17 protein-coding genes are annotated in these 16,990 nt (G+C 63.4%); 10 read left to right on the top strand and 7 right to left on the bottom strand.

All coding sequences use genetic code 11. The features are described from left to right. Window positions 1–9: 9 nt before the first annotated feature. From AB7A72_RS05285 to AB7A72_RS05295, 3 genes are all read right to left on the bottom strand, one after another. The gene (locus AB7A72_RS05285) at window positions 10–441 is read right to left on the bottom strand and encodes a hypothetical protein (RefSeq protein ID WP_312462842.1); all 432 of its coding nucleotides are present in this window, start codon (window positions 439–441) and stop codon (window positions 10–12) included. A 151-nt stretch (window positions 442–592) separates the two neighbouring features. Next, entirely contained in the window at window positions 593–1,225 is a 633-nt protein-coding gene (gene upp / locus AB7A72_RS05290; RefSeq protein ID WP_021028434.1) for a uracil phosphoribosyltransferase, read from the bottom strand. 113 nt (window positions 1,226–1,338) lie between these two features. Beyond that, a complete protein-coding gene (locus AB7A72_RS05295; protein WP_369459246.1) occupies window positions 1,339–2,322 on the bottom strand; it encodes a threo-3-hydroxy-L-aspartate ammonia-lyase in 984 nt (327 codons plus the stop codon). 247 nt (window positions 2,323–2,569) lie between these two features. Between AB7A72_RS05295 and AB7A72_RS05300 the strand changes: the two genes are divergently transcribed. Further along, window positions 2,570–3,334 carry a basic amino acid ABC transporter substrate-binding protein gene (locus AB7A72_RS05300; protein WP_239812059.1) on the top strand — a complete coding sequence of 255 codons (765 nt, stop codon included), beginning with the start codon at window positions 2,570–2,572 and terminating at the stop codon, window positions 3,332–3,334. A gap of 65 nt (window positions 3,335–3,399) precedes the next feature. After that, window positions 3,400–4,176, top strand: coding sequence for an amino acid ABC transporter permease (locus AB7A72_RS05305; RefSeq protein ID WP_312462833.1), 777 nt, complete (start codon window positions 3,400–3,402; stop codon window positions 4,174–4,176). A 62-nt stretch (window positions 4,177–4,238) separates the two neighbouring features. On the opposite strand, the gene AB7A72_RS05310 is transcribed toward AB7A72_RS05305, so the two are convergent. Then, entirely contained in the window at window positions 4,239–5,747 is a 1,509-nt protein-coding gene (locus tag AB7A72_RS05310) for a helicase HerA-like C-terminal domain-containing protein (protein ID WP_312462829.1), read from the bottom strand. Between the two features lie 78 nt (window positions 5,748–5,825). Here AB7A72_RS05310 and AB7A72_RS05315 point away from each other — a divergent pair, with 78 nt between their 5' ends. The 7 genes from AB7A72_RS05315 to rng all read left to right on the top strand — a co-directional run bounded on the left by AB7A72_RS05315 (window position 5,826) and on the right by rng (window position 12,604). Beyond that, complete coding sequence (locus AB7A72_RS05315; RefSeq protein WP_133858840.1) at window positions 5,826–6,545, top strand: YebC/PmpR family DNA-binding transcriptional regulator; 720 nt, start codon at window positions 5,826–5,828, stop codon at window positions 6,543–6,545. Next, window positions 6,542–7,819, top strand: a complete 1,278-nt coding sequence (purD, locus tag AB7A72_RS05320) for a phosphoribosylamine--glycine ligase (RefSeq protein WP_313331595.1) — start codon at window positions 6,542–6,544, stop codon at window positions 7,817–7,819. The genes AB7A72_RS05315 and purD overlap by 4 nt, the downstream gene beginning before the upstream one ends. A gap of 30 nt (window positions 7,820–7,849) precedes the next feature. Continuing rightward, on the top strand, window positions 7,850–8,809 hold the full coding sequence (hemF, locus tag AB7A72_RS05325; protein ID WP_239812056.1) for an oxygen-dependent coproporphyrinogen oxidase: 960 nt from the start codon (window positions 7,850–7,852) through the stop codon (window positions 8,807–8,809). Window positions 8,810–9,078: 269 nt separating this feature from the next. Continuing rightward, window positions 9,079–9,795: a ribosome silencing factor gene (rsfS, locus tag AB7A72_RS05330; RefSeq protein ID WP_312409157.1), complete on the top strand. Its 717-nt coding sequence runs from the start codon at window positions 9,079–9,081 to the stop codon at window positions 9,793–9,795. A gap of 72 nt (window positions 9,796–9,867) precedes the next feature. Continuing rightward, window positions 9,868–10,335: a 23S rRNA (pseudouridine(1915)-N(3))-methyltransferase RlmH gene (gene rlmH, locus AB7A72_RS05335; protein WP_116925617.1), complete on the top strand. Its 468-nt coding sequence runs from the start codon at window positions 9,868–9,870 to the stop codon at window positions 10,333–10,335. Between the two features lie 155 nt (window positions 10,336–10,490). Then, a complete protein-coding gene (locus AB7A72_RS05340) occupies window positions 10,491–11,105 on the top strand; it encodes a Maf family protein (RefSeq protein ID WP_312462816.1) in 615 nt (204 codons plus the stop codon). A gap of 11 nt (window positions 11,106–11,116) precedes the next feature. After that, window positions 11,117–12,604, top strand: a complete 1,488-nt coding sequence (gene rng, locus AB7A72_RS05345) for a ribonuclease G (RefSeq protein ID WP_312409155.1) — start codon at window positions 11,117–11,119, stop codon at window positions 12,602–12,604. A 91-nt stretch (window positions 12,605–12,695) separates the two neighbouring features. On the opposite strand, the gene AB7A72_RS05350 is transcribed toward rng, so the two are convergent. The 3 genes from AB7A72_RS05350 to AB7A72_RS05360 form a co-directional block, all read right to left on the bottom strand. Continuing rightward, entirely contained in the window at window positions 12,696–13,859 is a 1,164-nt protein-coding gene (locus AB7A72_RS05350; protein WP_313331600.1) for a pyridoxal phosphate-dependent aminotransferase, read from the bottom strand. Window positions 13,860–13,949: 90 nt separating this feature from the next. After that, window positions 13,950–14,891 carry a CysB family HTH-type transcriptional regulator gene (locus tag AB7A72_RS05355; RefSeq protein WP_239812050.1) on the bottom strand — a complete coding sequence of 314 codons (942 nt, stop codon included), beginning with the start codon at window positions 14,889–14,891 and terminating at the stop codon, window positions 13,950–13,952. A 165-nt stretch (window positions 14,892–15,056) separates the two neighbouring features. Further along, complete coding sequence (locus AB7A72_RS05360) at window positions 15,057–15,452, bottom strand: sirohydrochlorin chelatase (protein WP_369459247.1); 396 nt, start codon at window positions 15,450–15,452, stop codon at window positions 15,057–15,059. A 290-nt stretch (window positions 15,453–15,742) separates the two neighbouring features. Here AB7A72_RS05360 and AB7A72_RS05365 point away from each other — a divergent pair, with 290 nt between their 5' ends. Continuing rightward, entirely contained in the window at window positions 15,743–16,984 is a 1,242-nt protein-coding gene (locus AB7A72_RS05365) for an efflux RND transporter periplasmic adaptor subunit (protein WP_407064952.1), read from the top strand. The last annotated feature ends 6 nt before the right edge of the window (window positions 16,985–16,990 follow it).

The raw sequence follows: 16,990 nt of genomic DNA on the forward strand, positions 1-16,990 counted from the left end.
AGCGGTGGCTCAGCCCATCACCGGCCTGGAGTCAAACGCCGCCTGCAGGCCATTGTTGCCGTCGGGCAGGCGCACAGCCGCCGGTGATGCACTGGCCTCGTACAAGCCGACGCAGTGCCGAGCGGCCAACTCCCGGGCCGCCTCCAGCGCGGCACCGGCCTGCGCTGGCTGCACCGCGACAAAAACAATATTGCGGCCAATGCTGTAGTCGGCCAGCAGACTCTTGTCGTCGGGGGGGAGTTCTTCGCGGTAGGGGCCACTGCGCGGCGGAAAGCGCTGCATCATGTCCAGGCACCAGGCCTTGAGCGACAACGTGGCAACCGCTGGGTCCTCGTAGTCATGGTGCTCTGGCCATTCGGTCTGCGCCTGGAACCAGAGCCCAAAGGCCGCGGGTTCCCTGGGTGCAGCGGCGGGCGCAAAAACCAGCAAGTGGTAGCTCATGGTGGGGCCTCCAGACGGAGATGCTCTGGACGCCATTTAACCAAAGTCGCCGTGCGCTGTATGTGAGATTTTGTCTTACGCGCAGACACTGGCGGGCAGGCTGCGGCGTCTGGCATGCCCAGCGCGTGGTGGGCATGCCGTGGGGCTGGGCTTACTTGGTGCCGAAAATGCGGTCGCCCGCGTCGCCCAGGCCCGGCAGGATGTAGCCGTGGTCGTTGAGCTGGCGGTCCACGGCAGCCGTGTAGATGTCCACATCGGGGTGGGCGGCCTGCATGGTCTTGATGCCTTCAGGCGCGGCCAGCAGGCACATGAACTTGATCGACTTGGGCTGGCACTTGTCCTTGAGTTGCTGCACGGCGGCGGCGGCCGAGTTGCCGGTGGCGAGCATTGGGTCCACGACGATCACATCGCGCTCGCCCATGTTGTCGGGCATCTTGAAGTAGTACTCGACCGGCTGCAGGGTTTCAGGGTCACGGTACAGGCCGATGTGGCCAATGCGGGCGCCGGGCACCACGTTGAGCATGCCGTCGAGAAAGCCATTGCCGGCGCGCAGGATGGAGACCAGCGCCAGTTTCTTGCCGTCGATGACCTTGCCGACCATCTTTTCCATCGGGGTTTCGATCTCGAGGTCCTGCAGCGGGAAGTCGCGCGTGATCTCGTAGGCCATCAGGGTGGACAGCTCGCCGAGCATGCGGCGGAAGCTGTTGGTGGATGCTTCCTTGCGGCGCATCAGCGTGAGTTTGTGCTGGACCAGCGGGTGGTCGATGAGGTGAACGGTGCTCATGGTAGTTGCCAATGTCATTTTTGGCCGCAATGGTAGCAGCGCAGGCCCGAAGGCGTGCGCGGCCTGCGAATATATTTACCGAATGGTGAGGCTTTTGCGTGGTGCATGGCCCCTCATGCAGCCCCCAGCAATTGCGCGTAGCGGCCCAGGTCCACATTGCCGCCGCTGATCAGCACGCCCACGCGGGCGCCCTGCAGATCGACACCGCCAAAGCGTGCGCCTGCCAGGCTCAGCGCGCCGGTGGGCTCGACCACCATCTTCATGCGCTCGGCATAAAAACGCATGCTGTCCACCAGCTGCGGGTCGCTGGCGGTGACGATGTCGGTCACATCGCGGCGGATGATGGCATAGGTCAGATCGCCCAGTGCCTGGGTCTGTGCGCCATCGGCAATGGTGCGGGGTGTGGCGATCTTGACGATCTCGCCCTTGCGCAGCGATTGCTGGGCATCGTTGCCGGCCTCTGGCTCCACGCCGTAGACCTTGCACTGGGGCGCCATGGCCTTGGCCGACAGCAGGCAGCCCGACAGCAGGCCGCCACCCCCCAGGCAGACAAACAGGTAGTCGAGCTGGGGCACGTCCTGGAACAGCTCCATCGCGCTGGTGCCTTGGCCGGCGAGCACATCGGCATGGTTGTAGGGGGGCACCAGCGTCATGCCGCGCTCCTGGGCAATGCGCTGGCTGATCGCTTCACGGTCCTCGGTAAAGCGGTCATAGGTGATGACCTCGGCACCGTAGCCGCGGGTCGCATCCAGTTTGGCGGCCGGGGCGTCTTCGGGCATCACGATGGCTGCGGGCATGCCCAGAATGCGGGCAGACAGGGCGATGGCCTGCGCATGGTTGCCCGAGGAGAAAGCCAGCGCGCCGCGCTGCGCCTGCTCGGGCGAGAAGCGGGCCAGCGCGTTGTAGCCGCCCCGGAACTTGAAGGCACCCATGCGCTGGTAGTTCTCGCATTTGAAGAAGAACTCTGCGCCCGTCAATTTGTCGAGGGTGGATGAGCGCATCACCGGCGTGCGGTGGGCCACGCCTTGCAGGCGCTGGGCAGCCGCTTGCACATCGTCAAACGTGGGGAGGGGGGTGGCGTGGACAGAGGCGTTCATGGTCGTCAGGTGGCAGAGGCGTCGAAGGGATTCATGGTAGTGGCTTTTTGGCGATTCCGTGTCGCTCTGGCGGTCCGTTCTGGGGCAGCGCAGCGCATCGGCTTGCGCAATCCCCTTGGCATGCGGGCGGCCCCGCTTGTGCGCAACGGCAGAGCCGCGCTGGCCACCGTGCGTTCGCCGCCGCTGTCTGCAAGCGTTTACGTATAATCGGCCGCTTGTATGAGCTTATGTTGCTAAAGGTTGGGGTATGTGGAACAAAAAATTTGCGCTGGCCGTGGGCGCTGCAGCGGTCTCGGTGTTGGCCGGCGGTGCCGCGCAAGCGCAGGGCCGTGATCTGGTGGTGGCCTCCAGCGCCACCTACGCACCCTTTGCATTCGAGAACAAGGACAAGCAGATCGTCGGTTTTGACATCGACATCGTCAACGCCATTGCCAAGCAGCAAGGCATGAAGCTGCGCATCGTCAACACGCCTTTCAGCAGCATCTTCGCATCGCTCAACAATGGCGATGTGGACTTTGTCATCTCCGGCGTGACCATCAACGACAAGCGCAAGCAGAGTTTTGACTTCTCGCAGCCGTACTTTGACGCCCGCCAGCTGATCGCGGTGCCCAAGGACAGCGCGGTGGCTTCGCTCAAGGACCTCAAGGACAAGAAGGTCTCGGTGGTCAGCGGCTCGACTGGGGACGATGTATTGAGCCGTGAAGTTGGCAAGACCAGCCCCAATATCCGCCGCTTCGAGAGCACGCCGCTGATCATCTCCGAGCTGGCGGCCGGCGGCGTCGATGCCGCCATTGGCGACAACGGCGTCATCGCCTACCGCGTCTCCCAGTATCCCGCACTGAAGACCGTGGATGATGCCAGCTTCCCCAAGGAGCATTTCGGCATCGTCGTGCGCAAGGGCGACAAGGCCTTGCAGGAGAAGATCAACGCCGGCCTGGCCGCCATCCGCGCCGATGGCAGCTACAACGTGATCTACAAGAAGTGGTTCAACCAGGACTACAAGCCTCAGTAAGGCCGCCGCGACATCCGCTGCAATGACGGCCCGTTGGCCGTCATTTTGTTTGAAAGAATTGATTGATGGACAACAACACCCCCGTAGAGTGGTTCGGCTGGTTCCGCCCCGACATCCTGGTGGAATACAAGCAGATGTTTTGGCAGGGCGCGATGGTCACCGTCGGCATGACGGTGGCCTGTGTGATCATGGGTTGCGCGCTGGGCCTGATGCTCGCGCTCGCACGCCTGGCCGACACCCGCCATCAGCCCTGGAAGGGGGTGTGCAAATACCTGCTGCGCTGGCCCTCGACGGCCTATGTCAGCTTCTTCCGGGGCACGCCGCTGTTCGTGCAGATCCTGCTGATGCATTTTGCGGTGATGCCGTTGTTTGTGCACCCGGTCAACGGGCTGATCATCAGCGGTGACCTGGCACGCACGCTCAAGCAGGACCATGGCGCGCTGATGTCCGGTGTCGTGGCGTTGACGCTCAACTCGGCGGCCTACATCTCCGAGGTGTTCCGCGCCGGTATCCAGTCGATCGCAATTGGCCAGAAGCAGGCGGGCATGTCGCTGGGCATGACGCATGGCCAGATGATGCGCTATGTGGTGATTCCGCAGGCTTTCCGCCGCATGCTGCCTCCGCTGGGCAACAACATGATCTCGCTGCTCAAGGACACCTCGCTGGTCTCCGCCATTGGCCTGGCCGAGATGGCCTATGCCGCGCGCACCGTGGCCGGTGCCTATGGCCGCTACTGGGAGCCTTACCTGGCCGTTGCGCTGGCTTACTGGCTGATGACCTTCATGCTGACCCTGGGCCTGCGGGCGCTGGAGAACCATATGGCGCGCACCGACCGCAGTTGATAGCGCAGCGCACACGCAAAAAAGCCGGCATTGCCGGCTTTTTCTTTGCGGTGCGCCTCAGGCTACTTTTTGCCGCCCATGATGCTGCCCAGCACGCCGCGCAGAATCTGGTTGCCCAGCTTGGTGCCAAAAGAGCGGGCGGTGGACTTGGCCATCGACTGCACAATGCCATCCTTCTTGCCGCCGCGCGGGCCGGTGGTGCCAAACAGGATGTCGTTGATGCTGCCCATCAGGCCGCCATCCTCGCCAGCGGCACTGCCTGCACCCGCCTTGCCGCCTGCTGCTGCGGTCGCCTGGCCAGCGCGAGCCTTCAGGATCTCGTAGGCCGACTCGCGGTCCACCGGCGTGTCATAGACGCCCGCGACCAGCGAATTCTTCAGCAAGGCCTGGCGCTGCTCGGTGCTGATGGGGCCAATCTGGCTGCCCGGCGGCAGTACATAGACGCGCTCGGTCACGCTGGGGCGGCCTTTTTCGTCGAGAAAGCTCACGAGCGCCTCACCGACGGCCAGCTCGGTGATCGCGGTCTCGATGTTCAGGCCCGGGTTGGCGCGCATCGTGGTCGCCGTGGCCTTGACGGCCTTCTGGTCGCGCGGCGTGAAGGCACGCAGCGCATGCTGCACGCGGTTGCCGAGCTGGGCGAGCACGCTGTCGGGAATGTCCAGCGGGTTTTGCGTGACGAAGTACACGCCCACGCCCTTGGAGCGCACCAGGCGCACGACCAGCTCGATGCGCTCTTGCAGCACCTTGGGCGCGTCATTGAACAGCAGGTGGGCCTCGTCAAAGAAGAACACCAGCTTGGGCTTGTCGGGGTCGCCAATTTCCGGGAGCTTCTCGTACAGATCGGACAGCATCCACAGCAGGAAGGTGGAGTACAGGCGCGGCGAATTCATCAGCTTGTCGGCCGCCAGAATGTTGACCACCCCCTGCGTGCCCACGGTCTGCATCATGTCGTCGATGTTGAGCATCGGCTCGCCAAAGAAGCTGTTGCCGCCTTGCTGCTCGATCTGCAGCAGGCCGCGCTGGATGGCGCCCACGCTGGCCGAGCTGATGTTGCCGTAGTCGGTGGTGAACTGCTTGGCGTTCTCACCCACGTAAGACAGCATCGCGCGCAGGTCCTTGAGGTCGAGCAGCAGCATGCCGTTGTCATCGGCGATCTTGAACACCAGGTTGAGCACGCCCATCTGCGTGTCATTGAGGTCCAGCATGCGGCCCAGCAGCAGCGGGCCCATGTCCGATATGGTGGCGCGCACCGGGTGGCCTTGCTCGCCAAACACATCCCATAACGTGGTGGGGCAGGCCTTGGGCGTGGGCAGGCCAATACCACGGTCTTGCAAGGTGGCGGCCAGCTTGCCGCCAATCTGGCCCGCCTGGCTGATGCCGGTCAAGTCACCCTTGATATCGGCCATGAACACCGGCACGCCAATGCCCGAGAATCCCTCGGCCAATGTCTGAAGGGTTACAGTCTTGCCGGTGCCGGTCGCGCCGGTGATCAGCCCGTGTCGATTGGCCAGGCCAGGAAGCAAAAAACACTCCGTTGTGCCATTTTTGGCAACCAGTAGGGGTTCAGCCATCGTAGGTTTCCTCTCCAGCATCAAAGTCAAAAGTAAAATCGCAGTCTAGCTAGATAAAACAATAGCAAAGGAAATTCTGTGGCAGGACACAGCAAATGGGCCAATATTCAACACCGCAAGGGTCGTCAGGACGAAAAACGCGGCAAGGTTTGGACCCGTATCATTCGTGAAATTATGGTCGCTGCGCGGCAAGGCGGCGCAGATTTGAGCGCCAACCCGCGTTTGCGCCTGGCCATCGACAAGGCCAAGGCCGCCAACATGCCGGCCGACAACATCAAGCGCAACATCGACAAGGCCACCGGCAACCTCGAAGGCGTGACTTACGAGGAAATCCGCTATGAAGGCTATGGCATCGGTGGTGCGGCCATCATTGTCGACACGATGACGGACAACCGCGTGCGCACGGTAGCCGATGTGCGCCATGCTTTCAGCAAGCATGGCGGCAACATGGGCACCGAAGGCTCGGTGTCCTTCCAGTTCCGCAACCTGGGGCAGCTCGTGTTTGCACCGGGTGCCGATGAGGAAAAGATCATGGAAGTGGCGCTGGAAGCCGGCGCCGACGATGTGATCACCGACGAGGAGGGCGCCGTCGAAGTGCTGACGCCCCCGTCAGAATTTGAGGCAGTGCGCAATGCGCTGGAGGCAGCGGGCTTCAAGCCCGAGGTGGCCGAGGTGACGATGCGCCCCGAAAATACCGTAGATCTGGATGAGGAAGGTGCGGCCAAGATGCAAAAGTTGCTGGACGCGCTGGAAGATCTGGATGATGTTCAAGATGTTTACCATAACGCGGCGCTATGAAGGTACTTGTGATTGGTGGCGGCGGCCGTGAACACGCAATGGCCTGGAAGTTGGCGCAATCGCCCAAGGTCTCCAAGGTCTATGTAGCCCCGGGCAACGCAGGCACCGCACGCGACAAGCGTCTGGAAAACCTGCCGATCACCGATGTGGTCCAGCTGCGTGAATGGGCACAGGACAACGGTGTGCAGCTGTCCGTCGTCGGCCCCGAGGCGCCTTTGGCCGCCGGCGTGGTGGACGAGTTCCGCGCGCACGGCATGAAGATCTTCGGCCCGACCAAGGCCGCAGCGCAGCTGGAGAGCTCCAAGGCTTTCTCGAAGGATTTCATGGCACGCCATGGCATTCCGACGGCGCAGTACGAGACCTTCAGCGATCCGGTGGCAGCCCATGCCTATATCGACAAGCTGGGTGCGCCCATCGTCGTCAAGGCCGACGGCCTGGCTGCCGGCAAGGGTGTGGTGGTGGCCACCACCGCCCAGGAAGCGCACGATGCCGTCGACTTCATGCTGGTGGACAACAAGTACGGCGTCGCCCATAACGACGGCGGCGCCCGCGTGGTGATCGAGGAGTTCCTCGACGGCGAGGAGGCCAGCTTCATCGTGCTGTGCGACGGCAAGAGCGTGGCGGCGATGGCGACCAGCCAGGACCACAAGCGCCTCAAGGACGGCGACCAGGGCCCCAACACCGGCGGCATGGGTGCCTACTCGCCCGCCCCGGTGGTGACGGCCGATGTGCATGCCCGCGCGATGCGCGAAATCATCCTGCCCACCATCCGTGGCATGGAAAAGGACGGCATTCCCTACACCGGCTTTTTGTACGCAGGTCTGATGATCGACAAGGCCGGTCACCCCAAGACCCTGGAGTTCAACTGCCGCATGGGTGACCCGGAAACCCAGCCGATCATGATGCGCCTCAAGAGCGATCTGGTCGATGTGATGCAGGCTGCCACCGACGGCAAGCTCGACCAGATCGAGCTGCAGTGGGACCGCCGCACCGCGCTGGGCGTGGTGATGGCTGCCCATGGCTACCCGGATGCACCGCGCAAGGGCGATGCAATCACCGGCCTGCCCGAGGACGAAGAAGAAGTGATGGTTTTCCACGCTGGCACCACGGTGCAGGATGGCAAGCCCGTCACCAGCGGTGGCCGCGTATTGTGTGTGACCGCCTTGGCCGACAACGTCAAGCAGGCGCAGCAGCGCGTGTATGCCGCTGCCGCCCAGGTGCATTTCGATGGCGCGCAATACCGCCACGACATCGGCTACCGCGCGGTCAAGTGACGGCCTCCAAGCCCACAGGGAGCCAGGCACATGCTGTCTTCTTCCGTTGACCAACTGAACGCCGGGGCCCAGGCCCTGGCGGTGGCCGCCTATCTGCAGTCGCTGCAGGCCTCCATCACCGATGCAGTTGAAGCGCTGGAGCAGGAGGCAGGCAGCAATGTCCGTTTTCTGGCCGATGCCTGGCAAAAGGCGCCCGGTGAGAAGCTGCAAGGCCAGGGACTGACCAAGATCCTGGAAGGCGGTACGGTGTTCGAGCGTGCAGGCGTGGGCTTTTCGCAGGTGCGGGGCCCGCAGCTGCCGCCCTCGGCCACCCAGCACCGTCCTGAGCTGACGGGTGCGCCTTTCACGGCCATGGGCGTGTCGCTGGTCTTCCATCCACGCAACCCCTATGTGCCAACCGTGCACATGAACGTGCGCATGATTGCCGCAGGCCACCCCGGCCAGCCCGCCACCTGCTGGTTTGGTGGCGGCATGGACCTGACGCCGTTCTACCCCTTTGCCGAAGACGCGCAGCATTTTCACCAGGTCTGCCACGATGCGGTGGCGCCTTTCGGTGACGATCTGTACCCGCGCTTCAAGCAGTGGTGTGACCGCTATTTCTTCCTCAAGCACCGCAACGAAGCGCGTGGCATCGGCGGCATCTTTTTTGATGACTTCTCCGAGCTGGGCTTTGAAGGCGGCTTTGCGATGCTGCAGTCGGTGGGCGATGCCTTTTTGAAGGCCTATCTGCCGATCGTGCAACGCCGCAAGGACCAGGCCCATGGCGAGCGCGAGCGGGACTTTCAGCTCTACCGGCGCGGTCGCTATGTGGAGTTCAACCTGGTCTGGGACCGGGGTACCCACTTTGGCCTGCAGTCGGGCGGGCGCACCGAATCGATCTTGCTGTCGATGCCGCCCATGGCCAGCTGGAGCTACCAGCGCCAGGACCCTGAGGGCTCGCCCGAAGCGCGTTTGCTGGCGGAGTTTTTGCAGCCGCGTGACTGGCTGTGAACCTGCGCGCCAGGGCTGCCGGCTCCGTGCGGCAGGGGTAGGCCCGAACGCCTTTTGCTCGCCCGGCGCCCATGCCGCAAGGCCATACCAGAGCGCCATTTGGCGCAGCTTGCGTATAATTCGCTTTCCGCTGACCATGCGCATGCCCCATTGCAGGCTGCGCGGCAGCTTCTCTTGAAGGCTTTGCCCTTTTGTCACTGCGTGTTGACGCGATCAACAATAACTGCAACACGCGCTATAGTAGAAACACTTTCATCCATCACCTACTGATGACCACCGCCAAAAAATCCGAATCCACTGCCAAGAAATCTGTGCAATTGCTGCAGCGTGCCATCGTTGATGGGCTGGAAGATGTGAAAGCACAAGATATCCAGGTTTTCAATACCGAGCACCTGTCGCCGCTGTTCGAGCGCGTGATCGTGGCCGCAGGTACCTCGAACCGCCAGACCAAGGCCTTGGCGGCCAGCGTCAAGGACGCCGTCAAGGAAGCGGGCTTTCCCAAGCCACGCACCGAAGGCGAAGACAACGGCGAGTGGATCATTGTGGACTGCGGCCCTGTCGTCGCCCACATCATGCAGCCGATGATTCGCCAGTACTACCGCCTCGAAGAGATGTGGGGCGATACGCCGGTGCGCGTGAAGCTGGGCGCTGCCAAGCCCAAGGCCGCCAAGCCTGCCAAGGCCCAGGCCGAAGCTGCTGCGGACACCGAAGCCAGCAAGAAAAAGCCCGCTGCACGCAAGACTGCCTCCGCTGACAGCGCGGCCGCTGCACCGGTAAAGAAGGTTGCCGCGAAGAAGCCCGCGGTCAAGAAGATCTCTGGCACCGTGGCCAAAAAGCCTGCAGCCAAGAAGACCAGTGCTGCTGCTACCGTCAAGACCGTCGTGGTCAACAAGCCCAAGGCCAGCAAGCCCGCAGCCAAGTCGGCCGCCGCCAAGCCTGCAGCCAAGAAGCCCGCAGCCAAGCGCGCAACCAGCAAGGCCAAGTAAACCCCCTCAACCTGCGGGTTGCAAAGAGCTGTACTGCCCCGCAGGACAGCTCTTTTTCATTGGAGAGTTCGCATGAAGATTTTCATCGTTGCGGTGGGCCAGCATGTACCCGATTGGGCGCAGACCGCCTATGACGACTATGCCAAGCGTTTCCCACCCGAGCTGAAGGTGGAGCTCAAGGCCGTCAAGACGGAGCCGCGTGGCTCCAAGACTGTCGAGACCCTGTATGCCGCCGAGCGCAAGCGCATTGAGGCGGCCATCCCACGTGGCACGCGCATCGTGGTGCTCGATGAGCGCGGCACGAACCTGACCACGAAGGCGCTGGCCCAGCGGGTCAAGGGCTGGCAGCTCGAAGGCGACGATGTCGCGCTGATCATTGGTGGCCCCGATGGTCTGGACCCCGAGTTCAAGGCCGCGGCGCATGAGCGCATTCGCCTCTCGGACATGACCTTGCCCCATGCGATGGTGCGGGTGCTGCTGATCGAGCAGCTCTACCGTGCCTGGTCGGTCAACGCAGGCCACCCCTACCACCGCGAGTAAGCCGGTGGCACCAGCCGCAAGGCGGGGTGAGGGCAGCGCAATATCCCCGCTTGCCAGTGGGCTGCTGGATGCGTTATGCTGCAAAAATAATAGCTGCTTGCGCTGAATTGATGGGCGCAGGCGCTTTTTTCAAACCAAGGCCTCGCTCCCCTCCCATGCATTCCTTTGTCTACCTGGCCTCGCAGTCACCCCGCCGCAGTCAACTGCTCGAACAGATCGGTATCGCCCACCGCCTGCTGGTGGCGCAGGACCACGACCCCGAACCCCAGGACCCCGAGGCGCTGGAGCAGGTGCTGCCGCGCGAATCGGCCACCGACTATGTTCAGCGCGTGACCGGCCTGAAGCTCGATGCTGCCATCGCCCGCCTGCAGCGGCGCGGGCTGGAGCAGGCGCCGATTCTCTGCTCTGACACTACGGTGTCGCTGGGCCGGCATATTCTGGGCAAGCCCGAGTCGCAAGAACAGGCCCGCGAGATGCTGCAGGCGCTCAGCGGCAAGACGCACCGCGTCTTGACGGCGGTGGCGCTGCAAAGCGGGCGCAAGCGCCTGACCAGCCTGTCGGTCTCCAGCGTGGAGTTTGCGGTGATGGACAGCGCGCAGATCGATGCCTATGTCGCCAGTGGCGAGCCCATGGGCAAGGCAGGCGCCTATGGGGTGCAGGGGCGGGCGGCAGCGTATATTGCCAGGATCAGCGGCAGCTATTCAGGCATCATGGGGCTGCCGGTGTTCGAGACGGCCAATGTGCTGCGGGCTGCAGGGTTTGCCATCTGAGAATGACTTCTATGCAAAATGATATTTTGATCAACTGGGCCCCGCAGGAGACGCGGGTGGCGGTCATCGAGGGCGGCGCCGTGCAGGAGCTGCACCATGAGCGCACTCTGGAGCGCGGCCTGGTCGGCAATGTCTACCTCGGCAAGATATCGCGTGTGCTGCCCGGTATGCAGTCTGCGTTCATCGACATTGGCCTTGAACGCGCCGCGTTCCTGCATGTGGCCGATGTCTGGCAGCGCCAAGAAGGCGGCCTGGCGCCGATGTTCGCGCGCAAGGGCGAACCCCAGGTGCCGATTGAAAAGCAGATTTTCGAGGGCCAGTCGATCATGGTGCAGGTCATCAAGGACCCCATCGGCACCAAGGGCGCGCGGCTGTCCACGCAGATCAGCATTGCCGGGCGCCTGCTGGTGTACCTGCCGCAGGACGACCATATCGGCGTTTCGCAAAAGATTCCCCAGAACGAGCGCGATGCCTTGCGCGCACGCCTGCAGGCACTGGTGGGCACCGCGCAAACGGGTGGCGGCGGTGGCTTTATCCTGCGCACCAATGGCGAGGACTCCAGCGACGACGAGCTGGCCGAGGACATCAGCTACCTGCGCAAGGTCTGGAAGCGCATCAAGGAAAGCGCCGCCAAGCAGGCCGCCAAAACCTTGCTGCACCAGGACCTGAGCCTGATGCAGCGCGTGCTGCGCGATATGGTGACGGAGAACACCCAGTCGATCCGCATCGATTCGCGCGAGCAGTTCGTGCTGCTGCAGCAGTTTGGCCAGGAGTTCATGCCCGCCGCGCTGCCCAAGCTGCAGCTGTACAAGGGCGAGCGCCCGATTTTCGATCTGTACTCGGTCGATGAGGAAATAGCGCGTGCGCTGGGCCGGCGTGTCGATCTCAAGTCGGGCGGCTACCTGATCGTCGACCAGACCGAGGCCTTGACCACCGTCGATGTGAACACCGGCGGCTATGTCGGTGCGCGCAATTTTGACGACACCATCTTCAAGACCAACCTGGAAGCGGCCCATGCGATTGCCCGCCAGCTGCGGCTGCGCAACCTGGGCGGCATCATCATCGTGGACTTTATCGACATGGTGCATGAGGACCACCAGGCGCAGGTGCTGCATGAGCTGCGCAAGCAACTCCAGCGCGACCGCGTCAAGACCATGTGCGGCGAGTTCTCCCAGCTGGGCCTGGTGGAGATGACACGCAAGCGCACGCGTGAATCCCTGGCCCATATGCTCTGCACCTCCTGTCCGGTGTGCCATGGGGTGGGCGAGGTCAAGACCGTGCGGACGGTCTGCTACGACATCCTGCGCGAGATTCTGCGCGAGGCGCGCCAGTTCAACCCCAAGGAGTTCCGCGTGCTTGCCGCCCCGCCGGTGATCGAGATGCTGCTGGACGAGGAAAGCCAGCATTTGGCCGGGCTGTCCGATTTCATTGGCAAGCCGATCTCGCTGCAGGCGGAGGGGCGGGACGGCTCGGACCAGTACGATATCGTGCTGCTGTAGCACTGGGCCACTGACGGCTGACAGCAGGCAGCCAACAAAAAGCCCGGCGAGATGGGTTCCCGCCGGGCTTTTTGCCAGGGAAGAGGGCGCTTTACAGCTTGCGCAGACGTTCCAGCGCCGCGAGCAAGGTCTCGTCCTTTTTGGCATAGCAAAAGCGCACCACCTGCTGGTCAAAGCCGTTGCCATAAAACGCAGACAGCGGAATGGCTGCTACGCCCAGGTCCTTGACCAGCTGCTGGCAGAACTCTGCTTCGCTGGCATCGGTCACGGCGGAGATGTCCACGCACTGGAAATAGGTGCCGGAGCTGGGCAGCAGCTTCAGGCGCGAGCCTTCGAGGCCGGCGCGGAACAGATCGCGCTTCTTCTGGTAGAAAGCGGGCAGGTTCAGGTAGGGCGCCGGGTCCTTCAGGTACTCGGCCAGGCCGACCTGCATCGGTGTGTTGACGGTGAAGACGTTGAACTGGTGCACCTTGCGGAATTCCGCCGTCAGCGGCGCCGGTGCAGCAACGGTGGCGACCTTCCATCCGGTGACATGGAAGGTCTTGCCAAAGCTGCTCACCACATAGGCGCGCGCGGCCAGGCCGGGGTAGCGCGATGCGCTCTCATGGCGTTCGCCGTCGAACACCATGTGCTCATAGACCTCATCGGCCAGCAGCAGGATGTTGGTCGGCGCCAGCAGGTCCTGCAGCTGCTGCATCTCCTGCGCGGTCCAGGTGGTGCCGCTGGGGTTGTGGGGCGTGTTGATCAGCAGCAGCCGCGTCTTGGAGGTGATCGCTGCGGCGATCTTGCCAAAGTCTGGGCGGAAGGTCTTGGGCGTCAGCGGTACGCGCACCGGCACGCCGCCGGCCAGCTCGATATTGGGCACATAGCTGTCGTAGCAGGGGTCCAGCACGATGACTTCATCGCCGGGGCTCACGCAGCTGAGGATGACGGTGAGGATGGCCTGCGTGGCACCGGCGGTGACGGTGATCTCGCTGTTGGCGTCGTAGCGCTTGCCGTAGAGCGCTTCGATCTTCTGGGCCACCACCTCGCGCAAGGCCGGTACACCGGTCATCGGCGGGTACTGGTTGTGGCCGGCCTGCATGGCGCGGCTGACGCTGTCGATCAAGGCCGGGTCGCAGCCAAAGTCCGGAAAGCCCTGGCCCAGGTTGACGGCCTTGTGCTCGGCAGCGAGCGCCGACATGACGGTGAAGATGGTGGTGCCCACATGGGGCAGACGGCTGGGGAACGACGGGGTGTGGGCGGAGGCGGACATGGTGATCAGGGCTGGAAAACAACCGCAGCCGGCGAGCCGGACTGCGATCTATCGATCAGTAAGCGGTTTGGGTTGGGAGACGGGTGCGGGTCAGAGCTCATAGTCAGCCACATGGCCGACCATGGCACGGGCGATCAGATCACGGCTGAGCCGGTCGCTGAGCAGCTCGGCAAATTTGTAGACAAAATTACGCATGTATGCGCCACGCTTGAAGGCCACGCGCGCCACGCTTTCGCCAAACAGATGGCCGACGGGCCGCACGGCCAGGTCCTTGAGCGGATCATCGCGCATGGCCATCTCGGCCACGATGCCGATGCCCAGGCCCAGCCGCACATAGGTCTTGATCACGTCCGAGTCAATCGCTTCCAGGACAATCTTGGGGGTGAGCTGGCGGGCAGCCATCGCCGCGTCGATCTTGCCCCGGCCGGTAAACGATGGGTGGTAGGTGATCAACGGCTCGGCGGCAATGTCCTCCAGATTGATGCGCTCCTTCTGGGCCAGAGGGTGTTGGTGCGGCATGACCAGCACGTGCTGCCATTCATAGCAGGGCAGGGTCACCAGTTCGGGGTAGTCGGCCAGCGACTCGGTGGCCATGCCCAGATCGGCCTGCTCGTCGATCACCATGCGTGCCACTTCGGCCGGTGTGGCCTGGTGCAGGCTGACTGTCACCTTGGGATAGTGCTCGCGCAGCCGTGCCACCGGCGTGGGCAGCACATAACGCGCCTGGGTGTGGGTGGTGGCGATGGAGAGGGTGCCGCTGTCCTGCGCGCTGTACTGGTCGCCAATGCGTTTGAGGTTGCCGACCTCGCGCATGATGATCTCGATGCTGCGCAGCACCTGCTGCCCAGGCTCGGTGATGCGCTTGAGCCGCTTGCCATGGCGCGCGAAGATGTCGATGCCCAGCTCCTCCTCCAGCTCGATGATGGCCTTGGAGACGCCGGGTTGCGAGGTGTGCAGTGCCTTCGCCGCCTCGGTCAGATTGAGGTTGCGGCGTGCGGCCTCTTGCACAAAGCGGAACTGATGCAGGTTCATACAATGATGCGGAATATGAATTTGCATCATTATGCTTGATTGGAATATAAAAATCAGCCTCTCTGCAGAAATCCAGCCTCTGGGGCGGATTTTCAGGCATGCACCCGCTGGAGCCTGCCGCAACCGGGTACCGGCGGCATAGGGGCCGCCGGAGATTTAGCGCGGCTACGCGCCTTCCAGGTAGCCGCCCGCCATGGCCGCCAGCAGGCTGATGACGCGCGCATCCTCGCCCATCGCCGGGGCAATGCGCAGCTGCACCTGGGGATGGAGCGGGGCGAGTTCCTCGACCAGCGCGGGAATGTCTTCGCTCGCATGTTTGCCGACGCCAAACAGCAGGGGCCAGATGGTGATTTGCGTCAATTGGGGATGCGACTGCAGCAGCTGGGCAACGGCCGGTCCGAGCGGTGGGTCGCACCAGTCAAGATAGGCGCAAGCCACGGCAGCGGCGGGTTGCGCTTGCTGCACCTGGGCGAGCAGGTGTTCCGCATTGCGGCGCCAGACCGGGTCCTTGGAGCCGTGGGACAACAGAATCAATCCGATGGAAGAGGGGGTGGAAGACATGTGCGTAGGACGTTAGCGGCTGAAACATAAGCCGCCGTGGGTAAAGCTAGGAACCTTTGCGCATTATCGCTTTCCCATACCCGGGCCCGAAGGGCCACCGAAATGGATACGAATGTAGCAAAATGTACGGCTTGCGCAGCCAGGGTCTGAAACCTGGCAATCCCGCGCGGCGCTTTACACTGCCTACATATTTAGCTGTAAAAATAGTAGTTTGCTCTACCTTGAAGCCAAAACCGATGATGCCGGATGTTTCCAATTTTTCGCGCCAGTCCCTGGCAACGTTTCAATCCTTGGCAACCGTCGGAAAGCACTCCTCCCCCCGCGCGTTGGGTCGTCTGGTCCGCACAGGTGCTGTGGTCGGCGCCATCGGTCTGCTGGCTGCGTGTTCGGACAAGCCCGCACCCGCAGCCGCCGCGCCGCAGGCACCGGAGGTCGGCATCATCACGGTCCAGGCAGCATCGCAGCAGCTGACGGCGGAGCTGCCCGGGCGCACCAGTGCCTTCATGATTGCCGAGATTCGCCCCCAGGCCAACGGCATTGTGGAAAAGCGCCTGTTCACCGAAGGCGCCGCCGTCAAGGCCGGTCAGGCGCTGTACCAGCTCGATGACCGGCCCGCGCGGGCCTCCGTCAACAGTGCCGAGGCGGCGCTGGCCAAGGCCAAGGCCACCGCGCAGACGGCGCGCAGCAATGCAGCGCGCAACAGCGAGCTGGTCAAGATCGATGCCATCAGCCGCCAGGTCTTCGATGACAGCCAGGCGCTGGTGGCGCAGACCGCTTCCGACGTGGCCGTCGCCCAGGCAGCGCTGGACAATGCCCGGATCAATCTGCAGTACACCCGTATCAGTTCGCCGATCAGCGGCAGGGTCAGCACCTCGGCGGTCACGCCCGGTGCGCTGGTCACCGCCAACCAGGCGACGGCGCTCACCACCGTGGTGCAACTCGATCCCATGTATGTGGACTTCACCCAATCGAGCACCGAGATGCTGCAGCTGCAGCGCGACCTGAAGGCGGGCCGCTTTCAGCGCCTCGAAGGCGACCAGATTCCGGTGCGCATCCGGCTCGATGACGGCACCGAGTACAGCCACGAGGCCAAGCTCAAGTTCTCCGGGGTGATCGTCAGCCCCACGACAGGCACCGTCACCTTGCGTGCCCAGGTCCCCAACCCCGATGGCGTATTGATGCCCAATATGTATGTGCAGGCGCTGTTGCCTACCGCAGTGGCTCCAGATGCACTGCTGGTGCCCCAGCAGTCGGTGGTGCGCGACCTCACCGGCAAGCCGACCGTGCTGGTGGTCACTGCCGACGACAAGGTGCAAAAGCGCGCGCTGCAGCTCGACCGTGCCGTGGGCAGCCAGTGGCTGGTGGGCAGTGGCCTCAAGTCGGGGGAGCGCGTGGTGGTCGATGGCTTCCAGCGTGTCAAGGAGGGTGACAAGGTGCGCGTCACCGAGGTGGATCTGAAGGCGCAGGCCGAGCGCGTCCGCAGCCCTGGGCGCGTGCCCGGCCAGGCCGCAGCGCCGGCAGCAGCCCAGTAACCCCCC

The sequence above is a fragment of the Comamonas sediminis genome (assembly GCF_041107495.1).
In the GTDB taxonomy this organism is placed as follows: domain Bacteria; phylum Pseudomonadota; class Gammaproteobacteria; order Burkholderiales; family Burkholderiaceae_C; genus Comamonas; species Comamonas sediminis.

Excerpts from the sequence above, each read along its gene's own strand:
- AB7A72_RS05285 (WP_312462842.1), bottom strand. The coding sequence starts at position 441 with ATGAGCTACCACTTGCTGGTTTTTGCGCCCGCCGCTGCACCCAGGGAA.
- upp (WP_021028434.1), bottom strand. The coding sequence starts at position 1,225 with ATGAGCACCGTTCACCTCATCGACCACCCGCTGGTCCAGCACAAACTC.
- AB7A72_RS05295 (WP_369459246.1), bottom strand. The coding sequence starts at position 2,322 with ATGAACGCCTCTGTCCACGCCACCCCCCTCCCCACGTTTGACGATGTG.
- AB7A72_RS05300 (WP_239812059.1), top strand. The coding sequence starts at position 2,570 with ATGTGGAACAAAAAATTTGCGCTGGCCGTGGGCGCTGCAGCGGTCTCG.
- AB7A72_RS05305 (WP_312462833.1), top strand. The coding sequence starts at position 3,400 with ATGGACAACAACACCCCCGTAGAGTGGTTCGGCTGGTTCCGCCCCGAC.
- AB7A72_RS05310 (WP_312462829.1), bottom strand. The coding sequence starts at position 5,747 with ATGGCTGAACCCCTACTGGTTGCCAAAAATGGCACAACGGAGTGTTTT.
- purD (WP_313331595.1), top strand. The coding sequence starts at position 6,542 with ATGAAGGTACTTGTGATTGGTGGCGGCGGCCGTGAACACGCAATGGCC.
- hemF (WP_239812056.1), top strand. The coding sequence starts at position 7,850 with ATGCTGTCTTCTTCCGTTGACCAACTGAACGCCGGGGCCCAGGCCCTG.
- rsfS (WP_312409157.1), top strand. The coding sequence starts at position 9,079 with ATGACCACCGCCAAAAAATCCGAATCCACTGCCAAGAAATCTGTGCAA.
- rlmH (WP_116925617.1), top strand. The coding sequence starts at position 9,868 with ATGAAGATTTTCATCGTTGCGGTGGGCCAGCATGTACCCGATTGGGCG.
- AB7A72_RS05340 (WP_312462816.1), top strand. The coding sequence starts at position 10,491 with ATGCATTCCTTTGTCTACCTGGCCTCGCAGTCACCCCGCCGCAGTCAA.
- rng (WP_312409155.1), top strand. The coding sequence starts at position 11,117 with ATGCAAAATGATATTTTGATCAACTGGGCCCCGCAGGAGACGCGGGTG.
- AB7A72_RS05350 (WP_313331600.1), bottom strand. The coding sequence starts at position 13,859 with ATGTCCGCCTCCGCCCACACCCCGTCGTTCCCCAGCCGTCTGCCCCAT.
- AB7A72_RS05355 (WP_239812050.1), bottom strand. The coding sequence starts at position 14,891 with ATGAACCTGCATCAGTTCCGCTTTGTGCAAGAGGCCGCACGCCGCAAC.
- AB7A72_RS05360 (WP_369459247.1), bottom strand. The coding sequence starts at position 15,452 with ATGTCTTCCACCCCCTCTTCCATCGGATTGATTCTGTTGTCCCACGGC.